This window comes from Deinococcus phoenicis, assembly GCF_000599865.1.
GTDB classification, from domain to species: Bacteria; Deinococcota; Deinococci; order Deinococcales; family Deinococcaceae; genus Deinococcus; species Deinococcus phoenicis.
This window is the reverse complement of sequence record NZ_JHAC01000044.1, coordinates 1-20,404: the sequence shown is the minus strand read 5'-3', so window position 1 is coordinate 20,404 and position 20,404 is coordinate 1. Positions and strand designations below refer to the sequence as shown.

15 protein-coding genes and 1 CRISPR repeat array are annotated in these 20,404 nt (G+C 65.9%); of the genes, 8 read left to right on the top strand and 7 right to left on the bottom strand.

The features are described from left to right. The first annotated feature begins 85 nt into the window (after window positions 1-85). Window positions 86-1,444: an MFS transporter gene (locus tag DEIPH_RS13365; RefSeq protein WP_034358958.1), complete on the top strand. Its 1,359-nt coding sequence runs from the start codon at window positions 86-88 to the stop codon at window positions 1,442-1,444. A gap of 30 nt (window positions 1,445-1,474) precedes the next feature. Beyond that, window positions 1,475-2,080 (top strand): FmdE family protein, encoded by a 606-nt coding sequence (locus tag DEIPH_RS13360; protein ID WP_034358957.1) that lies wholly within the window; start codon window positions 1,475-1,477, stop codon window positions 2,078-2,080. 136 nt (window positions 2,081-2,216) lie between these two features. Here DEIPH_RS13360 and DEIPH_RS13355 read toward each other — a convergent pair whose 3' ends face one another. Next, window positions 2,217-3,356: an N-acetylneuraminate epimerase gene (locus DEIPH_RS13355; protein ID WP_034358956.1), complete on the bottom strand. Its 1,140-nt coding sequence runs from the start codon at window positions 3,354-3,356 to the stop codon at window positions 2,217-2,219. 167 nt (window positions 3,357-3,523) lie between these two features. Next, window positions 3,524-4,486 (bottom strand): alpha/beta hydrolase, encoded by a 963-nt coding sequence (locus tag DEIPH_RS13350; RefSeq protein ID WP_034358955.1) that lies wholly within the window; start codon window positions 4,484-4,486, stop codon window positions 3,524-3,526. A 195-nt stretch (window positions 4,487-4,681) separates the two neighbouring features. Here DEIPH_RS13350 and DEIPH_RS13345 point away from each other — a divergent pair, with 195 nt between their 5' ends. The 6 genes from DEIPH_RS13345 (at window position 4,682) to DEIPH_RS13320 (ending at window position 10,640) form a co-directional block, all read left to right on the top strand. After that, the gene (locus tag DEIPH_RS13345; protein ID WP_034358954.1) at window positions 4,682-5,419 is read left to right on the top strand and encodes a FadR/GntR family transcriptional regulator; all 738 of its coding nucleotides are present in this window, start codon (window positions 4,682-4,684) and stop codon (window positions 5,417-5,419) included. Window positions 5,420-5,430: 11 nt separating this feature from the next. Further along, window positions 5,431-6,966: an ABC transporter substrate-binding protein gene (locus DEIPH_RS13340; protein WP_034358952.1), complete on the top strand. Its 1,536-nt coding sequence runs from the start codon at window positions 5,431-5,433 to the stop codon at window positions 6,964-6,966. A gap of 58 nt (window positions 6,967-7,024) precedes the next feature. After that, window positions 7,025-7,978, top strand: a complete 954-nt coding sequence (locus tag DEIPH_RS13335; protein ID WP_034358950.1) for an ABC transporter permease — start codon at window positions 7,025-7,027, stop codon at window positions 7,976-7,978. A gap of 145 nt (window positions 7,979-8,123) precedes the next feature. Beyond that, window positions 8,124-9,002, top strand: coding sequence for an oligopeptide ABC transporter permease (opp4C, locus tag DEIPH_RS13330; protein ID WP_034358948.1), 879 nt, complete (start codon window positions 8,124-8,126; stop codon window positions 9,000-9,002). A gap of 35 nt (window positions 9,003-9,037) precedes the next feature. Next, a complete protein-coding gene (locus tag DEIPH_RS13325; RefSeq protein WP_034358946.1) occupies window positions 9,038-9,958 on the top strand; it encodes a dihydrodipicolinate synthase family protein in 921 nt (306 codons plus the stop codon). 7 nt (window positions 9,959-9,965) lie between these two features. Beyond that, complete coding sequence (locus tag DEIPH_RS13320) at window positions 9,966-10,640, top strand: N-acetylmannosamine-6-phosphate 2-epimerase (RefSeq protein WP_235183250.1); 675 nt, start codon at window positions 9,966-9,968, stop codon at window positions 10,638-10,640. Window positions 10,641-10,999: 359 nt separating this feature from the next. Continuing rightward, window positions 11,000-16,133: a CRISPR direct-repeat array (repeat unit 36 nt; unit sequence GTTTCAGTCCCCTATCGCTCGGGGAAGTCGTTGAAG). Between the two features lie 266 nt (window positions 16,134-16,399). On the opposite strand, the gene cas4 is transcribed toward DEIPH_RS13320, so the two are convergent. The 5 genes from cas4 to cas3 all read right to left on the bottom strand — a co-directional run. After that, a complete protein-coding gene (cas4, locus tag DEIPH_RS13315; RefSeq protein WP_034358944.1) occupies window positions 16,400-16,984 on the bottom strand; it encodes a CRISPR-associated protein Cas4 in 585 nt (194 codons plus the stop codon). After that, the gene (cas2, locus tag DEIPH_RS13310) at window positions 16,977-17,270 is read right to left on the bottom strand and encodes a CRISPR-associated endonuclease Cas2 (protein ID WP_051517376.1); all 294 of its coding nucleotides are present in this window, start codon (window positions 17,268-17,270) and stop codon (window positions 16,977-16,979) included. Before cas2 ends, cas4 begins: the two co-directional genes overlap by 8 nt. 3 nt (window positions 17,271-17,273) lie before the next feature. Continuing rightward, window positions 17,274-18,284, bottom strand: a complete 1,011-nt coding sequence (cas1, locus tag DEIPH_RS13305) for a CRISPR-associated endonuclease Cas1 (RefSeq protein ID WP_034358942.1) — start codon at window positions 18,282-18,284, stop codon at window positions 17,274-17,276. Between the two features lie 25 nt (window positions 18,285-18,309). Beyond that, window positions 18,310-19,044 (bottom strand): hypothetical protein, encoded by a 735-nt coding sequence (locus DEIPH_RS13300; protein ID WP_034358939.1) that lies wholly within the window; start codon window positions 19,042-19,044, stop codon window positions 18,310-18,312. A gap of 39 nt (window positions 19,045-19,083) precedes the next feature. Next, window positions 19,084-20,404, bottom strand: a 1,321-nt coding sequence (gene cas3 / locus DEIPH_RS13295) for a CRISPR-associated helicase Cas3' (protein WP_034358938.1), incomplete at its 5' end; no start/stop codon positions are given.

Here is a 20,404-nt window from a genome sequence, read left to right as displayed (position 1 = left end):
AACACGCCGCTTGTTAACGCCTTGTAAGTGCCGCGTGGCCTCCTGTGCCCAGGCCCGCGCACCCCGGGCCACGGAGGTTCCCGACATGTCCACCCCGACCCCCACCGAACGCCCGGAACCGCCGCGAGGCCGCCAGCGGGTGCTGGCCCTCTCCACGGCCGGCTTCACGCTGATGTTTGCCGTCTGGCTGATGTTCGGCATCCTGGGCCTGCCCATCCGGCAGGAATTCGGCCTGTCCGACCTGCAACTGTCGTGGCTGACCGCTATCGCCATCCTGAACGGCTCGCTGTGGCGACTGCCCGCCGGCATCCTGACCGACCGCCTGGGGGGCCGCCGGGTTTTCAGCGCCATGCTGCTGCTGACGGCCATTCCGGCTTTTCTGGTCGCCTATGCCGGGAGCTACCCCGCCCTGCTGGTGTACGCCTTTCTGGTGGGCTTTGCCGGAAACAGCTTCTCGGTGGGCGTGGCCTGGAACAGCGTGTGGTTTCCGCGCGGGCAGCAGGGCGCGGCGCTGGGCACCTTCGGCGCGGGCAACGTGGGTGCCAGCGTCACCAAGTTCATCGGCCCGGCCCTGATCGCCAGCTTTCCGGCGGCGGGGCTGCTGGGCGGCCTGATTCCCGGGGGCTGGCGGGCGGTGCCCTTTCTGTACGGCGTGCTGCTGGTGGGCATGGGGCTGCTGACCCTTCTGCTGGCCCCCCGTCAGGACCGCACCCCCGGCCAGGGCCGTCCGCTGCGCGAGATGCTGGCTCCGCTGCGCAATCCGCGTGTGTGGCGCTTCGGGCTGTATTACGTGGTGTTTTTCGGGGCGTATGTGGCGCTCTCGGCGTGGCTGCCCAAGTACTACGTGGACGTGTTCGGGCTGCCGCTGTATCAGGCCGCGCTGCTGACCGCGCTGTTCATCTTTCCGGCCAGCCTGCTGCGCCCACTGGGCGGCTCCCTCTCGGACCGCTTCGGGGCACGCCGCGCGATGTACGGCGCGTTCGGGCTGATGCTGCTGTGCCTGCTGATCCTGAGTATGCCCAGCGGCCACATCGTCCTGAATGTTCCCGGCGCGGACGGCAGCGTCACCCCGCGCGAAGTGCTGCCCTTCACGATGACCCTCTGGCCCTTCACGGCCCTGCTGTTCCTGGTCGGGGTGGCGATGGGCGTCGGCAAGGCCGCCGTGTTCAAGCACATTCCCGAATACTTCCCCCGCGACGTGGGCGCGGTCGGCGGGCTGGTGGGCACGCTCGGCGGCCTGGGCGGCTTCTTTCTGCCGCCGCTCTTCGCCGCGACCCGGACGATCTTCGGCTTTCCGCAGACCACCTTCTTCGTGGTGTTCCTGATCACGCTGGTCGCGCTGGTCTGGATGCAGGCCACCATCACCGCCATGCTGCACCGCGCCGCGCCCTCCCTCAGCGGACAGATCGAGGGACCCGCCGGGCCGTCTGCCCCCACCGCCTGAGCCTTCTTTTCCCTTTCCCGAGGACCTCCCATGACCCTGACTCTGCCTGCGGCCCCCGGCCTCCCCGACTCCCTCGAACCCCTGCTCCAGCAAAGCGCGGCCCTGCACGGCCACCTCTGTCCCCGCCAGATTCTCGGCGTGAGAATGGGCCTGCTGGCCGGACAGGTCCTGGGCCTGCCCTTTCCCCGCAGCGACAAACGGGTGATGGTCCTGATCGAGACCGACGGCTGCTTTGCCGACGGCGTCTCGGTGGCGAGCGGCTGCTGGCTGGGACGGCGAACGCTGCGCCTGCTGGACTATGGGCGGGTCGCGGCCACCTTTGTGGATGTGAAGACCCGCCAGGCCGTGCGGCTGGCCCCACAGGTAGACCTGCGACAGCGCGTGCGGGATGCCCGCGCCCACGGCGAGCGGCGCTGGGACGCTTATCACGCCGCCTACCGCACGCTTCCCGACGAGGCTCTGTTCAGCGTCACACCGGCCGAACTGACCCTCGACCTGACGGCCCTGATCAGCCTGCCCGGCAAACGGGTGATCTGTGAGGCGTGTCAGGAAGAGGTCATCAACGGGCGCGAACTCAGCGAGCAGGGCCGGGTGCTCTGCCGGGCCTGTGCGGGGGACGCGGCCTACCTGGGCTGACGCCGGCAGTCAGGCCGCCGCTCTCACCCGGTACCGGCCCTGTCCGGTCCGCTCGGCCTCCCGGGCAGATCCAGGGCAGAAAGGCAACGCGGACGGCTCCCCACAACCGTCCACGTCGAGAAAGCAAGCGCCCGCGTCAGTCCCTGATCTTGAGGGTGTCCCCCTGCCACTCCAGCGACATCACCTGCGGGGTCGCCTGGCCTCCCTGCAACTCGCCGCCCACCAGAATCACCTCATCGCCGTATGGCACGGCCAGGCCGTAGCCCTGCGCCTGGGGCAATGCCCCGACGTTCTTCCACTGCCCGCCGACCAGGGCGTACACGTCCTTACGCCAGGTCTTGGTCAGGCCCTCGTGGGCGTAGTTCACGCCGCCGGCGAGCTTGGCCCGCGCGCCGGGAAAGTTGGCCCCGCCCGTCACCAGCAGCGTGCCGTGGCTGTAGCCGGCGTAGGCCCCGGCCAGCCCCTCCTGGGCTTCACCCGCCGCCGGGCCGACCAGGTCGGGCAGCGAGCGCCAGGTGAGGCCCGACGGACCCACCTGACCCTGGCGCACGGCGGGGGTCCGCACGCCGGGCTTGATCTCGCCGTTCAGCAGGGTCAGCGTGTTGCCGCGCGCCACCAGCGCCGAACCGGCGGTGCCCCCGAAGGGCAGGATGTCCACCTGTTTCCAGCGGTTGTCGGCGGGCGCAAAGCTCATCACCTCGCGGCCCAGGAAGTAGTCCTGGGGGCGCTGGTCGAAGTAGGCGCGGCTGACCTGGTCCTGCTCCGCCTTGTTGCCCTCGCTGGCGGCCAGGTCCCTGAAGTAGCCGTCGAAGATGTTCCTGTTCACGCCGCCGAACATCAGCACCGCGCCGCCCTGGCTGACGGCCACGCCGCCCGCGATGTCCCGGGGCGCGCGGGTGGGCAGCTGGCTCCAGGCATTCTTTGCCGGGTCGTAGACGAAGACCTGATTGAAGACCGCCGTCGTGGCCGCCGGCGTGGCCTTGCCGATGCCCCCGAACACGTAGAGCTTGCCGTCCACCGCAGCACTGACCGCCTGATCGCGCGGCATGTCGGGAAAGGGGGCGATGGGCACCCATTGCCGCACGGGCTGCGAGAGGTCCAGGGCAAACCACGCGTTGCCCGCCGTGCCCAGACCCACGTAAATGGTCTGGCCGATCAGCGTGCCGGTCCCGTTCTTGATGGGGGTGGGCAGATCCGGGTAGACCTGCGTCTGGGCCTGCGCTGAACCCAGAGTGGCAGCGGCGAGGAGGGCAAAGGCAAGACCTGTTCTGTACATGGTTCTCCTTGCTGGACCCTGACGCGGGACGCGCCAGCCCCCAGAAACGCCTCGACACCAGATATTAGATATCTGACATCTGATTTGAAAGTGAGACCGATCGTAGCTGGCCCGACATTTTCTGTCAAGACAGGTCGGCTGTGGCCCGTGCAGGGCAGGTCCGTGGTTCACGCCCGAGGATGCAGCGCCCCGCGCAAGGCGGCATTGCGCTCGTGTTCGAATTGCCGTGAGAGGTCCGCCCCGGGAACCAGCCGGTCGAAGCCGTGGTAGGCCCCCGGGTAACACCGGAACACGGTGGGCACGCCGGCCCGGGCCAGGCGCGCGGCATAGTGCCGGTTCTCGGCGTAGAAGAGGTCCAGGTCCCCCACACCGACCCAGGCCGGGGGCAGGGCCGTGAGGTCGGGGACGTGGACCGGTGAGGCATAGGGCGCGTCTGCGGGGTCCGCGAGATGGCCGGTGTACGCCTGCCAGGCCAGGCGGTTGTGGTGGTGCGGCCAGAGGGGATGTTCGCCCACCCCCGAGACCAGCGCCGGGTCGCGGGAGGTGTCCCGGTCCAGCATGGGATAGCTCAGCAGCTGGAGGCAGGGCCTGGGGCCGCCCCGGTCCCGCGTCAGGAGGGCCAGCGAGGCCGCCAGCCCCGCCCCGGCACTCGCCCCGCCGATAGCGATCCGGCCGGGATCGATCCCCAGTGCCCTGGCCTGGGCCGCGACCCAGCCAAGGGCCGCGAACGCATCCTCCAGGGCCGCCGGGTAGGGGTTCTCGGGTGCGAGGCGGTATTCGGCGGACACCACCACGCACCGCACGTCGCGGGCCAGGTCCTCGCAGAGGGCGTCGTCCATCACCACCGTGCCGCCCACATAGCCCCCGCCGTGGAACCAGAGCATTGCGGGCAGCACCCCGGGCACGTCGGCAGGCCGGTACAGCTTGAGCGAAAGTTCGCCCTCCCCGTCCGGACAGGGGAGCGGATGTTCTTCAGTCTGGATGTCCGGGCGGGGCAGGGGGGCCTGTGTCCGGTAGCGGCGCAACTGTTCGGCCCGTCGGGCGGACAGCCCCGCGAGGGTGAACGGCAGCGGCTCGACCAGCGCCAGGGCGGGTTCGAGCTGGGGATCGGTGGGGCTGAAGGGAAGCAAGGAAACCTCCTGATGGGATTAAAGTGGCGGGTAATCTATCAGACATCTGATGGGCGGGAGCAGAGCAGCGGCTTCCTCTCGCCCATCCGGCGCGTCCCCGTAGAGCGCATAGGTGCAATCCCACCTCTCCCCCTTGACGCCAGCTCTACAGCTCCCTATGCTTCCTTATCAGACATCTGATATGAAGGAGGCGAAATGGCCGCTCGAGTTCCGGCGTACCGACAGGCGCAGATTGCCATCAAGCGCTATATCGAAGAACACCATCTCAAGCCCGGCGACCTGCTGCCCCCCGAGACGCAGCTGGCCCGCGACATGGGCATGAGCCGCCTTTCCCTGCGCGAGGGCGTCAAGAGCCTGGAGGCGGTCGGGATTCTGGAAGCCCGGCAGGGCGAGGGCATCTACGTCAAGGCCTTTACGTTCGACAGCATCTTCGAGAACCTGCCCTACTCCTTTGCCGTGGGTGGCAAGTCCCTGCGGGACCTCCTGCAGGTGCGCACCGCACTCGAAGAAGGGCTGATCGGCATGGTGGCCCACCGGGCGACCCCCGAGCAACTCGACCATCTCGAACGGCTGGCCCGGCAGATGCTCCAGAAGGCCCAGGCCGGCGAGACCTTCGAGGACGAGGACCGCGAGTTTCACCTGGCCCTCTACGGGCCGCTCCAGAATCCCTTTCTGAACCGGCTGGTCGAACTGTTCTGGGAAGTGTTTCGCCGCCTGCACGGCAGCGCGAACGTCACCCACTGGAACCTGGAGCAGACCGCGCAAGACCACCTCGCCATCCTGAACGCCCTGCGGGCCGGGGACCCTCACCGCATCACCGAGGCGATGCACGCCCACTTCCAGCAGATTCGCGAGCGGCTGGGACCCGAACTGGAAACCCCGCCCACCGTCACCGATATCCTCCCGCCCCCGGCCCAGACCCCCACTTCTTGAAGGAGAGTTCTATGCTGAAACGTTCTCTGCTTGGCCTGACCCTCGCCTGCGCCTCGCTCGGCACGGCCGCCGCCGACAAGGTCATCACCGGCGCTTTTGATGTCGGCCCCGGTGGCGCCCCGCAGGCCTTCAATCCTCTGACCAACTCGGCGGGCTTCACCTGGCTGAACAAGTACTTCGGCACGCTGGTCCTGTACGACGTGAACTTCAAGAAGATCAGCGGGGACCTGGCGTCGTCGTGGACGGTCGCGGACGGCGGCAAGAAGTACACCTTCGTGCTGCGCCCGGGCGTGAAGTGGCACGACGGCCAGCCCTTTACGTCCAGGGACGTGAAGTTCTCCATCGATCTGGCGATGAATCCCGACTCGGGCAGCCCCTTCGCCTCCAAGTTCGCCAACATCAAAAACGTCCAGACGCCCAACGACCGCACGGTGATCCTGACCCTCAGCAAGCCGAATGCGGCGCTGCTCGACGGCCTGACCAACTTCATGATCCTGCCGCAGCATGAGCTGGCGAAGATTCCGGCCAAGGAACTGCGGAACTCGGCGTGGTGGCGCACGAACCCCGTCGGCACCGGCCCTTTCATGTGGAGCAAGTACGTGCCCGACCAGTACGTGGAACTCAAGGCCAACCCGGGCTACTACCGGGGCAGGCCGAAGGTGGACCGACTGGTCAACCGCTACTTCAAGGAACCCGCCGCCGCCGTGCTGGCCCTCAAGTCCGGCGACATCCACTTCACGTACCTCAGCCTGGACGACACCAAGACGGTGGGCAACAACGCGACCATCATCGCCGGGCCGTCGCAGGTGGTGAACTACATCGGCTTCAACGGCACCGACCCGCGCTTCAAGGATCCCCGCATCCGGCAGGCCGTGATGTACGCCATCGACCGCGCGACCATCGTCAAGCAGCTCTACGGCGGCGGGGCGGAACTCGCGGGCTGCGTGGTCACGAACGCCAAATATGTTCCCAAGGGCCTGAACGCCTATGGGTACGACCCCGCCAAGGCGCGGCAACTGCTCCAGGCCGCAAAGTGGAACCCGAACGAGAATGTCGAGCTGCTGACCTACTACGGCGACCAGCTCAGCAAGGACGTGCTGGTGACCATCCAGCAGATGCTGGCGCAGGTCGGCATGAAGGTCACGCCCCGTTTCGTGGACGCGCCCACCTTCGGCCAGACGACCGACAAGGCCAAGCCCACCTTCGACCTGGTATACGCGGGCAGCGCCAACGGCCCCGACCCCGACGTGATGTATGCCAACCTGCACTCGGACTTCACGCCGCCCAACGGCACCAACCGCATGCGCGTGAACATCCCGGCCATCGACAAGGCCTTCGAGGCGGGCCAGGCGGAAACCAGCCCGGCCAGGCGCGCCACCATCTACCAGGACCTGTGCAAGGCCAGCAACGCCCAATTGCCCTGGGACACGCTGTGGGTCGCCAAGCGGTTTGGCGGGGCCAGCAAGAACCTGGTGAACTTCGTGTGGACGCCCGCGCCCGGCGGTGGCCGCTACGACGACCACGCCGAGGACTGGGACATCCGGTAAGCCGCTCCGGGCGGGAGGCCCGGGGCAACCCGGCTCCCGCCCCATCCACAGGTGACCTATGGGAATCTACGCACTGCGGCGTCTGCTGATCAGTATCCCGCTGCTGCTGGTCATTACCGCCATCATCTTCACGCTGCTGCAATTCACGCCCGGCGATCCGCTGGACGCCTACATCCCGCCGGATCAGGTCGTGACCGCCGAGCAGCGCGCCATCATCCGGCATGAGCTGGGCCTCGACCAGCCCAAGGCCGTGCAGTATGCCCGCTGGCTTCAGCACGCCGTGCAGGGCGACCTGGGCTACCGCATCAAGAACGGCGAACCCGTGGCCGCCGAGATCGCCCGGCGGCTCCCTCCCACGCTGCTGCTGATGGGGGCGGGGATGGGCCTGGGCGTGGTGCTGGGCGTCCTGTTCGGCGTGATGGCCGCCGTGAGGCGCTACACGGCCCTCGACAACGTGCTGACCGTGTTCGCGTTCCTGGGCATCTCCACCCCCGCCTTCCTGGCCGGGCTGCTGGGCCTGTACGTCTTCGCGCTGAAACTGAAGTGGTTTCCCGCCGGGGGCTACCAGACGCCGGGCGACGGCGGCGTGCTGGACATCCTGTCGCACCTCGCCCTGCCCGCCCTGATCCTGTCCGTGACCTACGTCGCGGTCTTGATGCGCTACACGCGGTCGAGCATTCTGGAAGTCATTCACCAGGATTACGTCCGCACCGCCAGCGCCAAGGGCGTCGCGTACCCGCGGGTGGTGAGCAAGCACGTGTTGCGCAACGCACTGATTCCGGTCGTGACCGTGATCGGGGCCAACGTCGCCAACCTGATCGGCGGGGCGGTCTTTCTGGAATCCATCTTTTCCTGGCCGGGGACCGGGCAACTGTACCTCGACGCCATCGACGCCCGCGACTACCCGATGATCATGGGCACCACGCTGGTGCTGGCCGGGACCATCCTGCTGGCGAACCTGATCACCGACCTGATGTACGGCCTGATCGACCCCCGCATTCGTTACACGTGATACAGGTTTGGCTTCATTCCACAACAATCGGGAAAGGGCCGCTTGTTGTTCCATTCTGCGAAACCTGTACTTTCTCCTTCTCCCTCCGGTCGGATTTTCAGGTTGACCAGTCAACCTTTCAATCGGAGTGGTTATGAGGCTCCCGATGACCACTGCCGCTCCTGCTCCTACCGCCGTCCGCACCCCCGCCCGGATGGCCACCACCCGCTTCCTGCGTCACCGGCTCGCGGTGGCCGGGCTGGTCCTGCTGGGCCTGATCGTGCTGCTGGTCGTGTTCGGCCCCGCCGCTTCCCGCTTTACCCCCGAACAGATCGACCTGCTGGCGCGCAACCAGCCGCCAGGTGCCATCCACTGGCTGGGCACCGACCAGACTGGGCGCGACATCTTCGCGCGCACCCTGTCGGCGGGGCGGGTGTCGCTGCTGGTGGGCCTGCTCAGCACCCTGATCTCGGTCGTGGTCGGCACCACGCTGGGCGCGCTCGCCGGGTATTTCGGCGGCTGGGTGGACAACCTGATCATGCGCTTCGTGGACGTGGTGATGACCTTTCCCAGCATCATCGTGCTGCTCACGCTGGCCGCCATCGTCGGCCCCGGCATCGACAAGACCATCCTGATCATCGGGCTGCTGGGTTGGCCGCTGGCCTGCCGCCTGGTGCGCGCCAAGCTGCTCTCGGTCCGCGAACTGGAATTCATCGCGGCGGCGACGGCGCTGGGTGCCCCCGACCGCCGCATTCTCCTGAAACATGCGCTGCCCAACGTGGTGGACGTGCTGGTGGTGTTCGTCAGCCTGGGCGTGGCGAGCGCCATCCTGCTGGAAGCGGGCCTGAGCTTCCTGGGCCTGGGCGTGCAGCCGCCGCAGGCGAGCTGGGGCAACCTCCTGACCGCCGCCCGCGAACTCACCGTGCTCGAAGCCTACCCCTGGCAGTGGATGCCCGCCGGCGCGTTGATCGTCCTGACCGTGCTGGCGACCAACTTCGTCGGGGACGGCCTGCGCGACGCCCTCGACCCCAAGGCCAAGGCCTGATCCCCCTTCCCCCCCACGCTCCTCCGAGGTTTTCCATGCAACTCCACGGCATCATTCCCCCCGTCGTCACCCCCCTTACGCCCGATTTCCAGGTGGACGAACCCGCCCTGCGGCGCGTCCTCCGGCACCTGCTGGACGGCGGCGTCCACGGCCTCTTTCTCCTCGGCTCCAGCAGCGAGGTCGTCTTCATGGACGCCCCCCAGCGCCGCGAGGTGCTGCGCATCGCGGTGGACGAGGTGGCGGGGCGGGTGCCGCTGCTGGCCGGCGTGATCGACCCCACCACCGACCGCGTGATCGCGCACGCCCGGGACGCGCAGGCGGCGGGTGTGGACGGCCTGGTGGTCACCGCGCCCTTCTACACCCGCACCAGCCAGGCCGAGATCGTCGAGCACTTCCGGGCGGTCCGGCAGGCCGTGCCGCTGCCGATCATGGCCTACGACATTCCCGTGTGCGTCCACGTGAAGCTGGAACGTGCCACCCTGCGGCAGCTGCGCGCCCAGGGCCTGATCGAGGGCCTCAAGGACAGCAGCGGCGACGACACCAACTTCCGCCTGTTGGCGCTGGAGTGCCAGGGTGACCCCGACTTCCGCCTGTTCACCGGCTCGGAACTGATGGTGGACACGGCGCTGATGATCGGCGCGCACGGCTGCGTGCCGGGTCTGGGGAACGTGGACCCGGCGGGGTACGTAGCCCTGTACGACGCCGCGCGGCGGGAAGACTGGCGGGAGGCGCGCCACATCCAGGAACGCCTGATCCGCCTGTTCGCGATCGCCCTCCAGGGGACGCCCCGCACCAGCCCGAACGCCTCGGGTGTGGGCGGCTTTAAGACGGCGCTGCGGCTGCTGGGCCTGATCCCCCAGCACCACATGCACCGCCCGAACGCCCCCCTGAATGCCGACGAGACCCGCCGCGTCGAGGCTATCCTGGCCGCCGAGGGCCTGCTCGCCCATGCCTGAGGGGCGCGTGCCGGAGCATGCCGTGCTGGAGCGGCTGCGTGGGCGTCTGGTGGTGTCCTGCCAGGCGAATCCGGACAGCCCCCTGCGCGACCCCTACATCATCAGCCGCCTGGCCCTGGCGGCGGAACGCGGGGGGGCGGCGGGGCTGCGTCTCCAGGGCTTCGGGGACATGCAGGCGGTGCGGGCCGTGACCGACCTGCCGATCATCGGCCTGACGAAGACCGACCGCGAGGACACCGAGATCTACATCACGCCGACCGCTGCGGAGGCCGTGCGGCTGGCAGAGCTGGGGGCAGAGATCGTCGCGCTGGACGCCACGCTGCGTCCCCGCCCGGAACCGCTGGCGGAGATGTTCGCTGCCGTTCACGCTGCGGGTGCGCTGGTGATGGCGGACATCAGCACCCTGGAGGAAGCCCGCGCCGCGCTGGCCCTGGGGGCCGACATCGTGAGCACCACCATGAGCGGGTATACACCCTACAGCCGCCAGCTCAGTCAGCCGGACTGGGCACTGCTGGACGAACTCCGTGAGACGGGGCTTCCTTTCGTGGCGGAGGGCCGGCTGAATACGCCCGCCGACGCGGCCCGGGCGCTGGCGCAGGGGGCCAGTTTCGTCGTAGTGGGCAGCGCGATCACCCGGCCCGACGTGGTGACCCGCTGGTTCGCCGAGGCCCTGCAGGGCTGAAACTGTGCTCGCGGTAGATGGCCACTGGGTGGCTATGGCCGGGAGGACCGCCCTGATCCGGCGGCTCGACCTGCTCGGAGGTCTGGCCCCGGCCCGCAAGCGTGAGCGTGGCTCGCACCGGACAGGTTCACGGCAGGCACGTGATGGTGGTGAATCCGGCGACCATGCCGGACTGAAACACGATTCCCCTTCAAACTGCGCTGTGTGCCGCGATCGGCGTTCCTGTCCGGGCGATCAACGCCGCCCGAGCCGCCACCCTGGGGAGTGGCAGACCCGGGCGGGAGCACCGGACGGAAACTTCAGCGCCCGGGGAAGTCGTTGAAGCCCCGCCTGCAACAGTCTGTGTAACGTCTTCGGATGTTCCAGTCCCCTATCGCTCGGGGAAGTCGTTGAAGAGCAGGATGGCGGTCTGGAGGCTCACTTCATCGCCGGTTTCAGTCCCCTATCGCTCGGGGAAGTCGTTGAAGGAAGAAGGTCGCCATGTCTGGGAGTTCAACAGTAAGGTTTCAGTCCCCTATCGCTCGGGGAAGTCGTTGAAGATCTTCACACTCCCACTCCCGCGCACGGCCCCGGAGTTTCAGTCCCCTATCGCTCGGGGAAGTCGTTGAAGGCCGCCAGGAAGGGCGCGGTCTACGCGCGTGAGGGCGTTTCAGTCCCCTATCGCTCGGGGAAGTCGTTGAAGTTTCTGTAGGTTCAGAGCAGTGCCCCCAGCCAAGCGCTGTTTCAGTCCCCTATCGCTCGGGGAAGTCGTTGAAGTCGATCAGCGAGCTGTAGGCGCGCTTGAAGGCACGTTTCAGTCCCCTATCGCTCGGGGAAGTCGTTGAAGCGGGTCGCGGTTGCTGGCGGAGGCTCACTCCAGCCGTTTCAGTCCCCTATCGCTCGGGGAAGTCGTTGAAGGGTGTCCAGACAGAGGAAGAAGCGGCGGCCAGCAAGTTTCAGTCCCCTATCGCTCGGGGAAGTCGTTGAAGCCCCGGCCCGCAGCCCATCCGTCTCGGCCGATGCCGGTTTCAGTCCCCTATCGCTCGGGGAAGTCGTTGAAGTCGACCACCGTGCTTACCTCGGTTCTCTCGGTGTGGTTTCAGTCCCCTATCGCTCGGGGAAGTCGTTGAAGTCGGTCGCTAACCCCCGTCCTTTCGGGACGCCCGTAGTTTCAGTCCCCTATCGCTCGGGGAAGTCGTTGAAGACACCAGCCCTCGCGACGCACAAGCGGCACTCTCAGTTTCAGTCCCCTATCGCTCGGGGAAGTCGTTGAAGGTGGCTCAAAATCGGGTGGCGTGAAATTCTCCAGGTTTCAGTCCCCTATCGCTCGGGGAAGTCGTTGAAGTCGCAATTCATTTCGACGTGTACAACGCGCGGAAAATGTTTCAGTCCCCTATCGCTCGGGGAAGTCGTTGAAGGGGAGACACGTGCGCCTGGAGATCGCCGAACACCTGTTTCAGTCCCCTATCGCTCGGGGAAGTCGTTGAAGCCCGCACCCGCGCGCCGCGACCCCCCAGGAGATCGAGTTTCAGTCCCCTATCGCTCGGGGAAGTCGTTGAAGTCACACTCCACACCCCCGGCGTCGTGTCGATCTCAAGTTTCAGTCCCCTATCGCTCGGGGAAGTCGTTGAAGCGCGCTGTCCCTGGACTGCCGCACGCTGGGCAGCCAGTTTCAGTCCCCTATCGCTCGGGGAAGTCGTTGAAGTTCACCGAAGGCAACGCCCTTGACAGCTTCAAGGCGTGTTTCAGTCCCCTATCGCTCGGGGAAGTCGTTGAAGGCCCTTCCCAGTGATGGTGTCGATCTTGCTTTGCAGTTTCAGTCCCCTATCGCTCGGGGAAGTCGTTGAAGCTGGCTCGACCGCCCCGACCAGCCCGAGCAGCAGCGCGGTTTCAGTCCCCTATCGCTCGGGGAAGTCGTTGAAGTTACTACCGTGCCGACGGCACTCCCGACTTTGAGGGTTTCAGTCCCCTATCGCTCGGGGAAGTCGTTGAAGTGGCTCGACCGCGCCGACCAGCCAGAGCGCCAGCGCGTTTCAGTCCCCTATCGCTCGGGGAAGTCGTTGAAGGACGCGGCGGGGCGGGCGGCCATTGCCGTTTACACGTTTCAGTCCCCTATCGCTCGGGGAAGTCGTTGAAGGCGCGCTGGTGTTCGTGCGGGCCTATCACCCGCTGGTGTTTCAGTCCCCTATCGCTCGGGGAAGTCGTTGAAGGCGCCTCGCTGCCCAGCGTCTCCACCAGGGCCGCGCGTTTCAGTCCCCTATCGCTCGGGGAAGTCGTTGAAGATTGGCCTTTGAACTTGTTCAGCTTGAAGACCAGTTTCAGTCCCCTATCGCTCGGGGAAGTCGTTGAAGCCCTCGGCGCGGCTCTGATCTGCGCGGTCACGCTGAGTTTCAGTCCCCTATCGCTCGGGGAAGTCGTTGAAGGAGGCTAAGATGAGGGTACAGAGAAGTCTGCAAGAAGTTTCAGTCCCCTATCGCTCGGGGAAGTCGTTGAAGCTGCTGGAGACGGAACCGGCGAGACCGCTGGGAGTGCAGTTTCAGTCCCCTATCGCTCGGGGAAGTCGTTGAAGAGGTGGCCGCGTGAGGCCCGCTCTGCGGCTGCGGGCGTTTCAGTCCCCTATAGCTCGGGGAAGTCGTTGAAGCAGGCGGAGCGCGGGGAGGTCCTGCCGATAGTTGGGGTTTCAGTCCCCTATCGCTCGGGGAAGTCGTTGAAGGGCGCAGCGGCGGCGGGGCAGGGACGGGGGACTTCTGGTTTCAGTCCCCTATCGCTCGGGGAAGTCGTTGAAGGCGGTAGGCCAGAGCCAGATCTACCGCGCTCACGTTGTTTCAGTCCCCTATCGCTCGGGGAAGTCGTTGAAGTCGGGCGACATTAAGACGGCAGTCCTGACTATCCTGTTTCAGTCCCCTATCGCTCGGGGAAGTCGTTGAAGCTCAACCTCGAAGCGCAAGAGCGCATGTACAACACGTTTCAGTCCCCTATCGCTCGGGGAAGTCGTTGAAGTCAACGGCGGGCGAGTCCACCAGCGCGGCCAGCACGGTTTCAGTCCCCTATCGCTCGGGGAAGTCGTTGAAGCTGCTGCTGTCTCAGCGCGGCCCCGGCCAGTTCCAGTTTCAGTCCCCTATCGCTCGGGGAAGTCGTTGAAGGGACCCGGCGACGATCCTCGACCCGACGGCCATTGCGTTTCAGTCCCCTATCGCTCGGGGAAGTCGTTGAAGTCGCAATTTGCGCGGCTCACACGCCAAAAAACCGGAGTTTCAGTCCCCTATCGCTCGGGGAAGTCGTTGAAGCTGCAACGTGCGGGATTCGACGGTGACGTTTTCGGTTTCAGTCCCCTATCGCTCGGGGAAGTCGTTGAAGGCCTGCCCGTACAGCAGGCTCCCCGCGCAGTAGCGTTTCAGTCCCCTATCGCTCGGGGAAGTCGTTGAAGCGCGGCCCTCGCCCTGTGGTCCCTGGGTGGTGACGTTTCAGTCCCCTATCGCTCGGGGAAGTCGTTGAAGGGCTACCCCGCCGAGCGGGGGCAGCAGCGCAAGGGGTTTCAGTCCCCTATCGCTCGGGGAAGTCGTTGAAGTTGGCAAGCGCACCTTTGACGTAGAAGTTGCGGCTGTTTCAGTCCCCTATCGCTCGGGGAAGTCGTTGAAGTCGGTCACGCGGTCGTCCATCAGCAGTACGCGGTAGCGTTTCAGTCCCCTATCGCTCGGGGAAGTCGTTGAAGAGGTCAATTATCACGGCTGGCGTGATGTGTGGTGGCGTTTCAGTCCCCTATCGCTCGGGGAAGTCGTTGAAGCCCGCCGATCTGGATAACACGAGTATCGGAACCACGTTTCAGTCCCCTATCGCTCGGGGAAGTCGTTGAAGGCCCTGCACGTTTGCCGCGTGCAGGTTTTCTTTTGCGTTTCAGTCCCCTATCGCTCGGGGAAGTCGTTGAAGATGGTCCATTCCTCCGCAGGTCGAGAGGATTCGCGCGTTTCAGTCCCCTATCGCTCGGGGAAGTCGTTGAAGGGTGGACGGTCGGCAGGCGGAGAAGCGGTGCAAGCGTTTCAGTCCCCTATCGCTCGGGGAAGTCGTTGAAGCACCCGCTGCACGTCTGCGGACAGCCCCTTACCCCAGTTTCAGTCCCCTATCGCTCGGGGAAGTCGTTGAAGCTCGTAACGGTCACGGCAGGCCAGCACCAGGCGGAGTTTCAGTCCCCTATCGCTCGGGGAAGTCGTTGAAGGATGCCCCAGCGGGAGAGAAGGCCCTTCTTCTTCTGCTGTTTCAGTCCCCTATCGCTCGGGGAAGTCGTTGAAGTTGCCCGCCTGCCCGTGCAGGGCCTCCGTGAACTGCTGTTTCAGTCCCCTATCGCTCGGGGAAGTCGTTGAAGTTGATCCCGGCCGTGTCCGCCGCACCGCGCAGGGTGTTTCAGTCCCCTATCGCTCGGGGAAGTCGTTGAAGGCGGGCACTCCCCCGCCTCACGTCGCGCGCTGGCAGTTTCAGTCCCCTATCGCTCGGGGAAGTCGTTGAAGATGGTGATTACCTGCATCAAGGCTATGACCCTGAGCAGTTTCAGTCCCCTATCGCTCGGGGAAGTCGTTGAAGCTTAACGCAGAGTGGAAGGTGCGTGCTCGGTTCGTGTTTCAGTCCCCTATCGCTCGGGGAAGTCGTTGAAGACGGCCAGCCCCTCGCTTTGGAGGTACTGAATGATGTTTCAGTCCCCTATCGCTCGGGGAAGTCGTTGAAGGCCACCTCGACGCCGGGAACCTCGCGGAAGTCGTGGCGTTTCAGTCCCCTATCGCTCGGGGAAGTCGTTGAAGCTGCGCCTCGGTCGCCAGGACCGCGCTGCTGGCCCCGAGCGTTTCAGTCCCCTATCGCTCGGGGAAGTCGTTGAAGAAGTCGTGATCTGCGCGGTCCCGCCGTAGAGCTGGCGTTTCAGTCCCCTATCGCTCGGGGAAGTCGTTGAAGACTTCAGCGCCCGGCTGCTGACCAGCTTCTCAAAGAGTTTCAGTCCCCTATCGCTCGGGGAAGTCGTTGAAGAGGCGCTTCATGAAGTTCTTTCAGCCCGGAAGCTGGTTTCAGTCCCCTATCGCTCGGGGAAGTCGTTGAAGGAGCGGCCCACGCTGGGGGACTTCGCCATGTGGCGGGGTTTCAGTCCCCTATCGCTCGGGGAAGTCGTTGAAGGCACCTGGCTTGCGCCCCACGCGGCGGCGGTGTTCGTGTTTCAGTCCCCTATCGCTCGGGGAAGTCGTTGAAGGCGGCGTGGCCTATCTGGTGGACCGGCGAAAGCACAAGTTTCAGTCCCCTATCGCTCGGGGAAGTCGTTGAAGCAGGACCAGTTCATAGGTCCCGTCCCCCAGCGCCCTGTTTCAGTCCCCTATCGCTCGGGGAAGTCGTTGAAGGAGCTGATTCCGGACGCCGGGGTCCTGTTCCAGCCGTTTCAGTCCCCTATCGCTCGGGGAAGTCGTTGAAGACCCCCGGTACACCTCGCAAGCCTGCAATCAATGCGTTTCAGTCCCCTATCGCTCGGGGAAGTCGTTGAAGGGCTTATTCCACGTGCTCGGCCATTCGCTATCTCGGCTGTCATGGAACACGCAGCGCGATAGCTGCGGCATCGAGCATAGCTCATCGGGTGGCTCCGCAAATTGCTGGTCTCGGCGGCAGCACCCCGAATTGCGGACCGCACTCAACGCCTCTTCCTCCCCCACGCGGTGGACCCACAGCCACCGCCAGTCGGAAAACCCCGGAAACTCTGTCCTGTACGTCTCGCAAATTGGCGGCCATTCGGAGCAGCCCAGGCTCTTGCGGCGTCACAGGGTATCGCCGCAGAAGTTCCGCAGCTCGCATTCCAGACATTTGACCGGCTGGGACGTGGGCGGCGGGCAGCGTTCGGCCAGGATGAAGCCGCGCACCGTCTCGATGGCCGCCCGCGTGCGGTTTCGCAGCCGGGTGTCGAAAGGGATGGTGTGCGTCTGGCGCGTGCGGCTGCTATGCCAGTATCCGTGCGGGCAGGTGAGGTCCAGTTCGGCCTCGACCAGCAGGGCGTAGGCGCACAGTTGCAGCTTGTGGCCGGGGTCGGGTGGGCGCGAGGTGTGCTTGAACTCGACCGGAAAGGCCCGCGTGCCGTCCACGATGAGGAGGTCCAGCTCGCCGGTCAGGCCAAGTGCGGGACTGGTGAGGCGCAGGTCGTAGCGGCGCTCACCTTCAGTCAGTTCGTAGCGGGAAAGGGTGCGTCGCCGCTCCCGCAGCAGTTCGGTCTGGTGCTTCTCGCGCCCGTGGGTCATCAGCACGGTCTCGCGCCGCCGCACGGGTGTGCAGCGTTCGAAGAAGACCACGCGGGGGCAGTAGTGGTGCTGCCGCAGTTCGGTGGGCGTGATGAGGAGCGGTTCAGTCATCTTCCGCCTCCTGGTGGAGAATGGTGGCGTCATCGATCTGCCACTGTTCAAGCTGGAGGACGGCGATCAATCCGGGGCTGTCCCCCATTGCCTTTTCCAGCCGCGTTTCCAGTTCGCGGCGAGCCGCTCCCGTCAGCCGCCCGTGATAGGCGCTGTACTGCCAGCGGGCGAGGCCGTAATCCTTGCAGGCGTTCATCACTTTCGTGCGGCGCCTGTCGTCCTGCACGTCGTACAGCACCAGGGTGGGCTGTCCGGCCTTGCGGGGGTCTTGCAGCAGCTTCGGCACGGCTCACCAACTGGCGACGTAGACGGGATAGTCGCCCTCCCCGCGCAGGAAGCCAGCGAGGCGGCGGGCCTGCATCACCATGATGTTCTGGAGGCGGAAGCGTTTGCCGCCCACCACGTCGCGCGTGTCCAGCCGGTCGTTGACAGCGGTGGCAATTCGCTGGCGCGTCTCTGGCGTCAGCTTGCCGTGCTCGTCCGTCTCGGGCCGCCAGCCGCGCCCCAGCAGGGCGAGGACGGGACGGTCCACGCAGGCGGCGCGGAAGCCTTCCACGAAATCCAGCACCAGGCTGGGTTTGCCGGGCCGGTCGGTGTGCAGGAAGCCCGCGAAGGGTTCCAGGCCCGCCGTCGCCAGCACCCCCGCCACCCGCGCGTAGAGGATGCCGTACCCGTAATTCAGCGTCATGTTGGCGGGGTCGGACGCGCCGCGTCCCAGGCGGCCCGGAAAGGCGAGGTCGGCGGGCAGCAGCGCCGCTACCGCCCCCCAGTACACCACGCCCCCGCGCCCCTCGATGCCCAGCAGCACGTCACGCAGGTCGTCGATACATGCACCCTGCTGCGCGTCCAGCTCGGCCTCCAGCGCGGTCAGGCCGGGGAGGGCACGCTGGATCGCCGCATACGCGGTGGGGTCGGCCTCCTTGCGGTACTTGCCGAAGTATTTGAGCAGGCTGGCTTGATTCCTCAGCCGGGCGCGGATGGCGTGCCGGGCGACCTCCACGCCTGCCGGGGTCAGGTAAGCCTGCATCTGCGCGCGGCGGGTACTGACGGTACCCACGAGGTACGGACTGCTGAACTTGGCGTAGGGTGCGCCCAGACCATCTACCAGATCGATCTGCACCCCGAACTTCGCGCAGGCACGGATAGCCTCAGCGCTGAGGGTGCAGGCGGTGGTCGTCACCGTGACCGTTTCGAGGTCGCGCAGGGCCACTTCCTGCGTCTCCTGCTGCGGGTGCCGCAGTTGTAGCCTTTCACTCCGCAGGGCCAGGAAGGTGCCACGCTCCGAGATGACGAGGTTCATGCCGGGAGCGTGGCACAGGGGGGCGTCATTGGGTGACGTTGAGAAGCTTGGTCCTGTCCCCCTTCCAGAGCTGGATGTCGCTGTTCTTCTCTGCCAGCACCTTCAGGGCTTGTTTGGCCCGCTTCTTGACCTGCGCTCCCCCCATACCCGGGTTACGCCAGTAGCCCCAGGCCATCGGCATCAGGCCCTTGACCACCGCAATGACACCTGCCGGAAGCTGCTCGGCGAGGTCGCACACGGCGTAAAACCCCGCCGGAGCCTCATAGACGCGGCGAAAATCCACCCCGTTTCCACGCACCCGCACCAGTGGCCCCTTGACCTGGAGTTCGTACACCCTGCGGGGGCGGTCTTCCAGACTGCGGTAGCGGGACAGGGCGGGCCAGTGGGCGCGGTTGTCCGCCGAGGCGACCCTGACCACCTCCAGATCAATCCCTCGCGCCCCTGCCAGGGCCAGAATGCGCTCGCCCAGGCCCATGAAAGCGGCTCCCTGCCCATGTCTTCCCGTGAGGGCATGAATCACGAAAGGATTGTCCACGTGGAGCCGCAGCGGCAGGTGGGCGAGAGCGTGCAGCACGGCGAGTTCGGCGGCCAGCAGCTCCGCCTCGGCAATCGAAGTGACCGGAGCTTCCTGCACGACGCTCTTCTCGTGGAGCACCGCCGCGAGAACCGCATGCCGGGCGTAGGGTTGCATACTCGCGTCGCTGTACGCCCAGTTGATGTACGGCTCATCGGGCAGCGGGAGGCGCAGAGCTTCACTCATGCGGGCAATGTGTCATGAGGAGGCGTCACTGGATGACGTTCAGAATTCTCCCCACTCGTCACTGTTCCTCGGCTTTTCCTGCGGCTTTTGCAGAAGCAGGCCCAGAGTGTCGTCGTAAGGCAAATCCGCCACCCACAGCTTCAGCTCGTCGTCCCAGCGGATATGCTGCCTGAAACGGCCCTTTTGCTGTGCGCTCATGGACACCAGCAGGGAGCGGGCCTGAATGGGAGAAACGTCCTTCTCAGCCACGTACTGATCGTAAAATTGCTTCGGCAGGACTTCTACACCGTCGAACAAGTCTTCAAAGCTCTGGCGCAGGTCAGCGTCACTGCAAAACGGCTTAAGGTCGCGCATGAAGAGGGACACCTCGCGGTCGCCCTGGTCATACTGCCGCTGCAACTCGGCCAGATATTCGCCCGCGTAGATGCGCTCCAGCCAGCCGCTCAGCAGGTCGTCGTGGAGCAGGCCGCCCGCCGCCGCGCACTCATGCAGGATTTCCAGCGTGCGCTCAACCAGCGTGTCCTCGTAAACGTGCTGTCCGCTGGCGGGCTGGGTCAGGACGGTGACGGGGACGACGCACACTCCGTGGCCTTCCAAGCACATTTTTTCGCCCTTCTCCCCCCGGCGGTTCACCCGCCCGAACCGCTGAATGAGGGCTTCCAGCGGGGCGGGTTCGGTCACGATGCCGTCAAAATCCAAATCCAGCGAGACTTCGATGACCTGCGTGGCGACGACGGCGAGAGGTTGGCCGTCCGTGCCCGCTTTGAGGGCCTTCAAAACCTCATCTTCCACCCTGCGGCGACCTCGCCCGTTCAGGCGGCTGTGGAGAAGGCGCACCTGCTCCGGCCCCAGACGGCCTTGCAATTCGCCCATCACCCACTGCGCCTTCCGCACCGTATTCACAGCCACCAGCACGCTCCCACCCGCCTTCACATGGGCAGCGATGTCGTCCAGCACGGCGGGGTCTTCCAGGCTACTCTCCCGCAGTTCCAGGCGGTGACGGCAGTTTTGCAGCGCGATTTCACGCGGGGCGCTGAGGGTTTCCACGTTCAGCAAGCCTTCCAGTTTTCCACGCAACCACCCAGGCATGGTCGCCGTAATCACGCAGGCCCGCACGCCCCAGCGATTCACGAGGTCTCCCAGCAGCGCCACGAACATCCCCAGACGGCGCGGCTCGTAGGCGTGAATCTCGTCCAGAATCAGCGCACTGCCCGCGACGCTGGCGATGATCGTTTCATAGCCGGGGAGCCGGTAAGCGGCCCGCAGGAGTTGGTAGGGCGTGACCACAGCGACGGCGGGGCCATGCAGGCGGGCATGGTCGTTGACGCGCCGCGCTTCGCGGGTGAGGTCGGCCAGCGTG

Bases quoted from the DNA above. Each gene is read 5' to 3' on its own strand.
- DEIPH_RS13365 (WP_034358958.1), top strand. From the start codon at position 86: ATGTCCACCCCGACCCCCACCGAACGCCCGGAACCGCCGCGAGGCCGC.
- DEIPH_RS13360 (WP_034358957.1), top strand. From the start codon at position 1,475: ATGACCCTGACTCTGCCTGCGGCCCCCGGCCTCCCCGACTCCCTCGAA.
- DEIPH_RS13355 (WP_034358956.1), bottom strand. From the start codon at position 3,356: ATGTACAGAACAGGTCTTGCCTTTGCCCTCCTCGCCGCTGCCACTCTG.
- DEIPH_RS13345 (WP_034358954.1), top strand. From the start codon at position 4,682: ATGGCCGCTCGAGTTCCGGCGTACCGACAGGCGCAGATTGCCATCAAG.
- DEIPH_RS13340 (WP_034358952.1), top strand. From the start codon at position 5,431: ATGCTGAAACGTTCTCTGCTTGGCCTGACCCTCGCCTGCGCCTCGCTC.
- DEIPH_RS13335 (WP_034358950.1), top strand. From the start codon at position 7,025: ATGGGAATCTACGCACTGCGGCGTCTGCTGATCAGTATCCCGCTGCTG.
- opp4C (WP_034358948.1), top strand. From the start codon at position 8,124: ATGACCACTGCCGCTCCTGCTCCTACCGCCGTCCGCACCCCCGCCCGG.
- DEIPH_RS13325 (WP_034358946.1), top strand. From the start codon at position 9,038: ATGCAACTCCACGGCATCATTCCCCCCGTCGTCACCCCCCTTACGCCC.
- cas4 (WP_034358944.1), bottom strand. From the start codon at position 16,984: ATGACTGAACCGCTCCTCATCACGCCCACCGAACTGCGGCAGCACCAC.
- cas1 (WP_034358942.1), bottom strand. From the start codon at position 18,284: ATGAACCTCGTCATCTCGGAGCGTGGCACCTTCCTGGCCCTGCGGAGT.
- DEIPH_RS13300 (WP_034358939.1), bottom strand. From the start codon at position 19,044: ATGAGTGAAGCTCTGCGCCTCCCGCTGCCCGATGAGCCGTACATCAAC.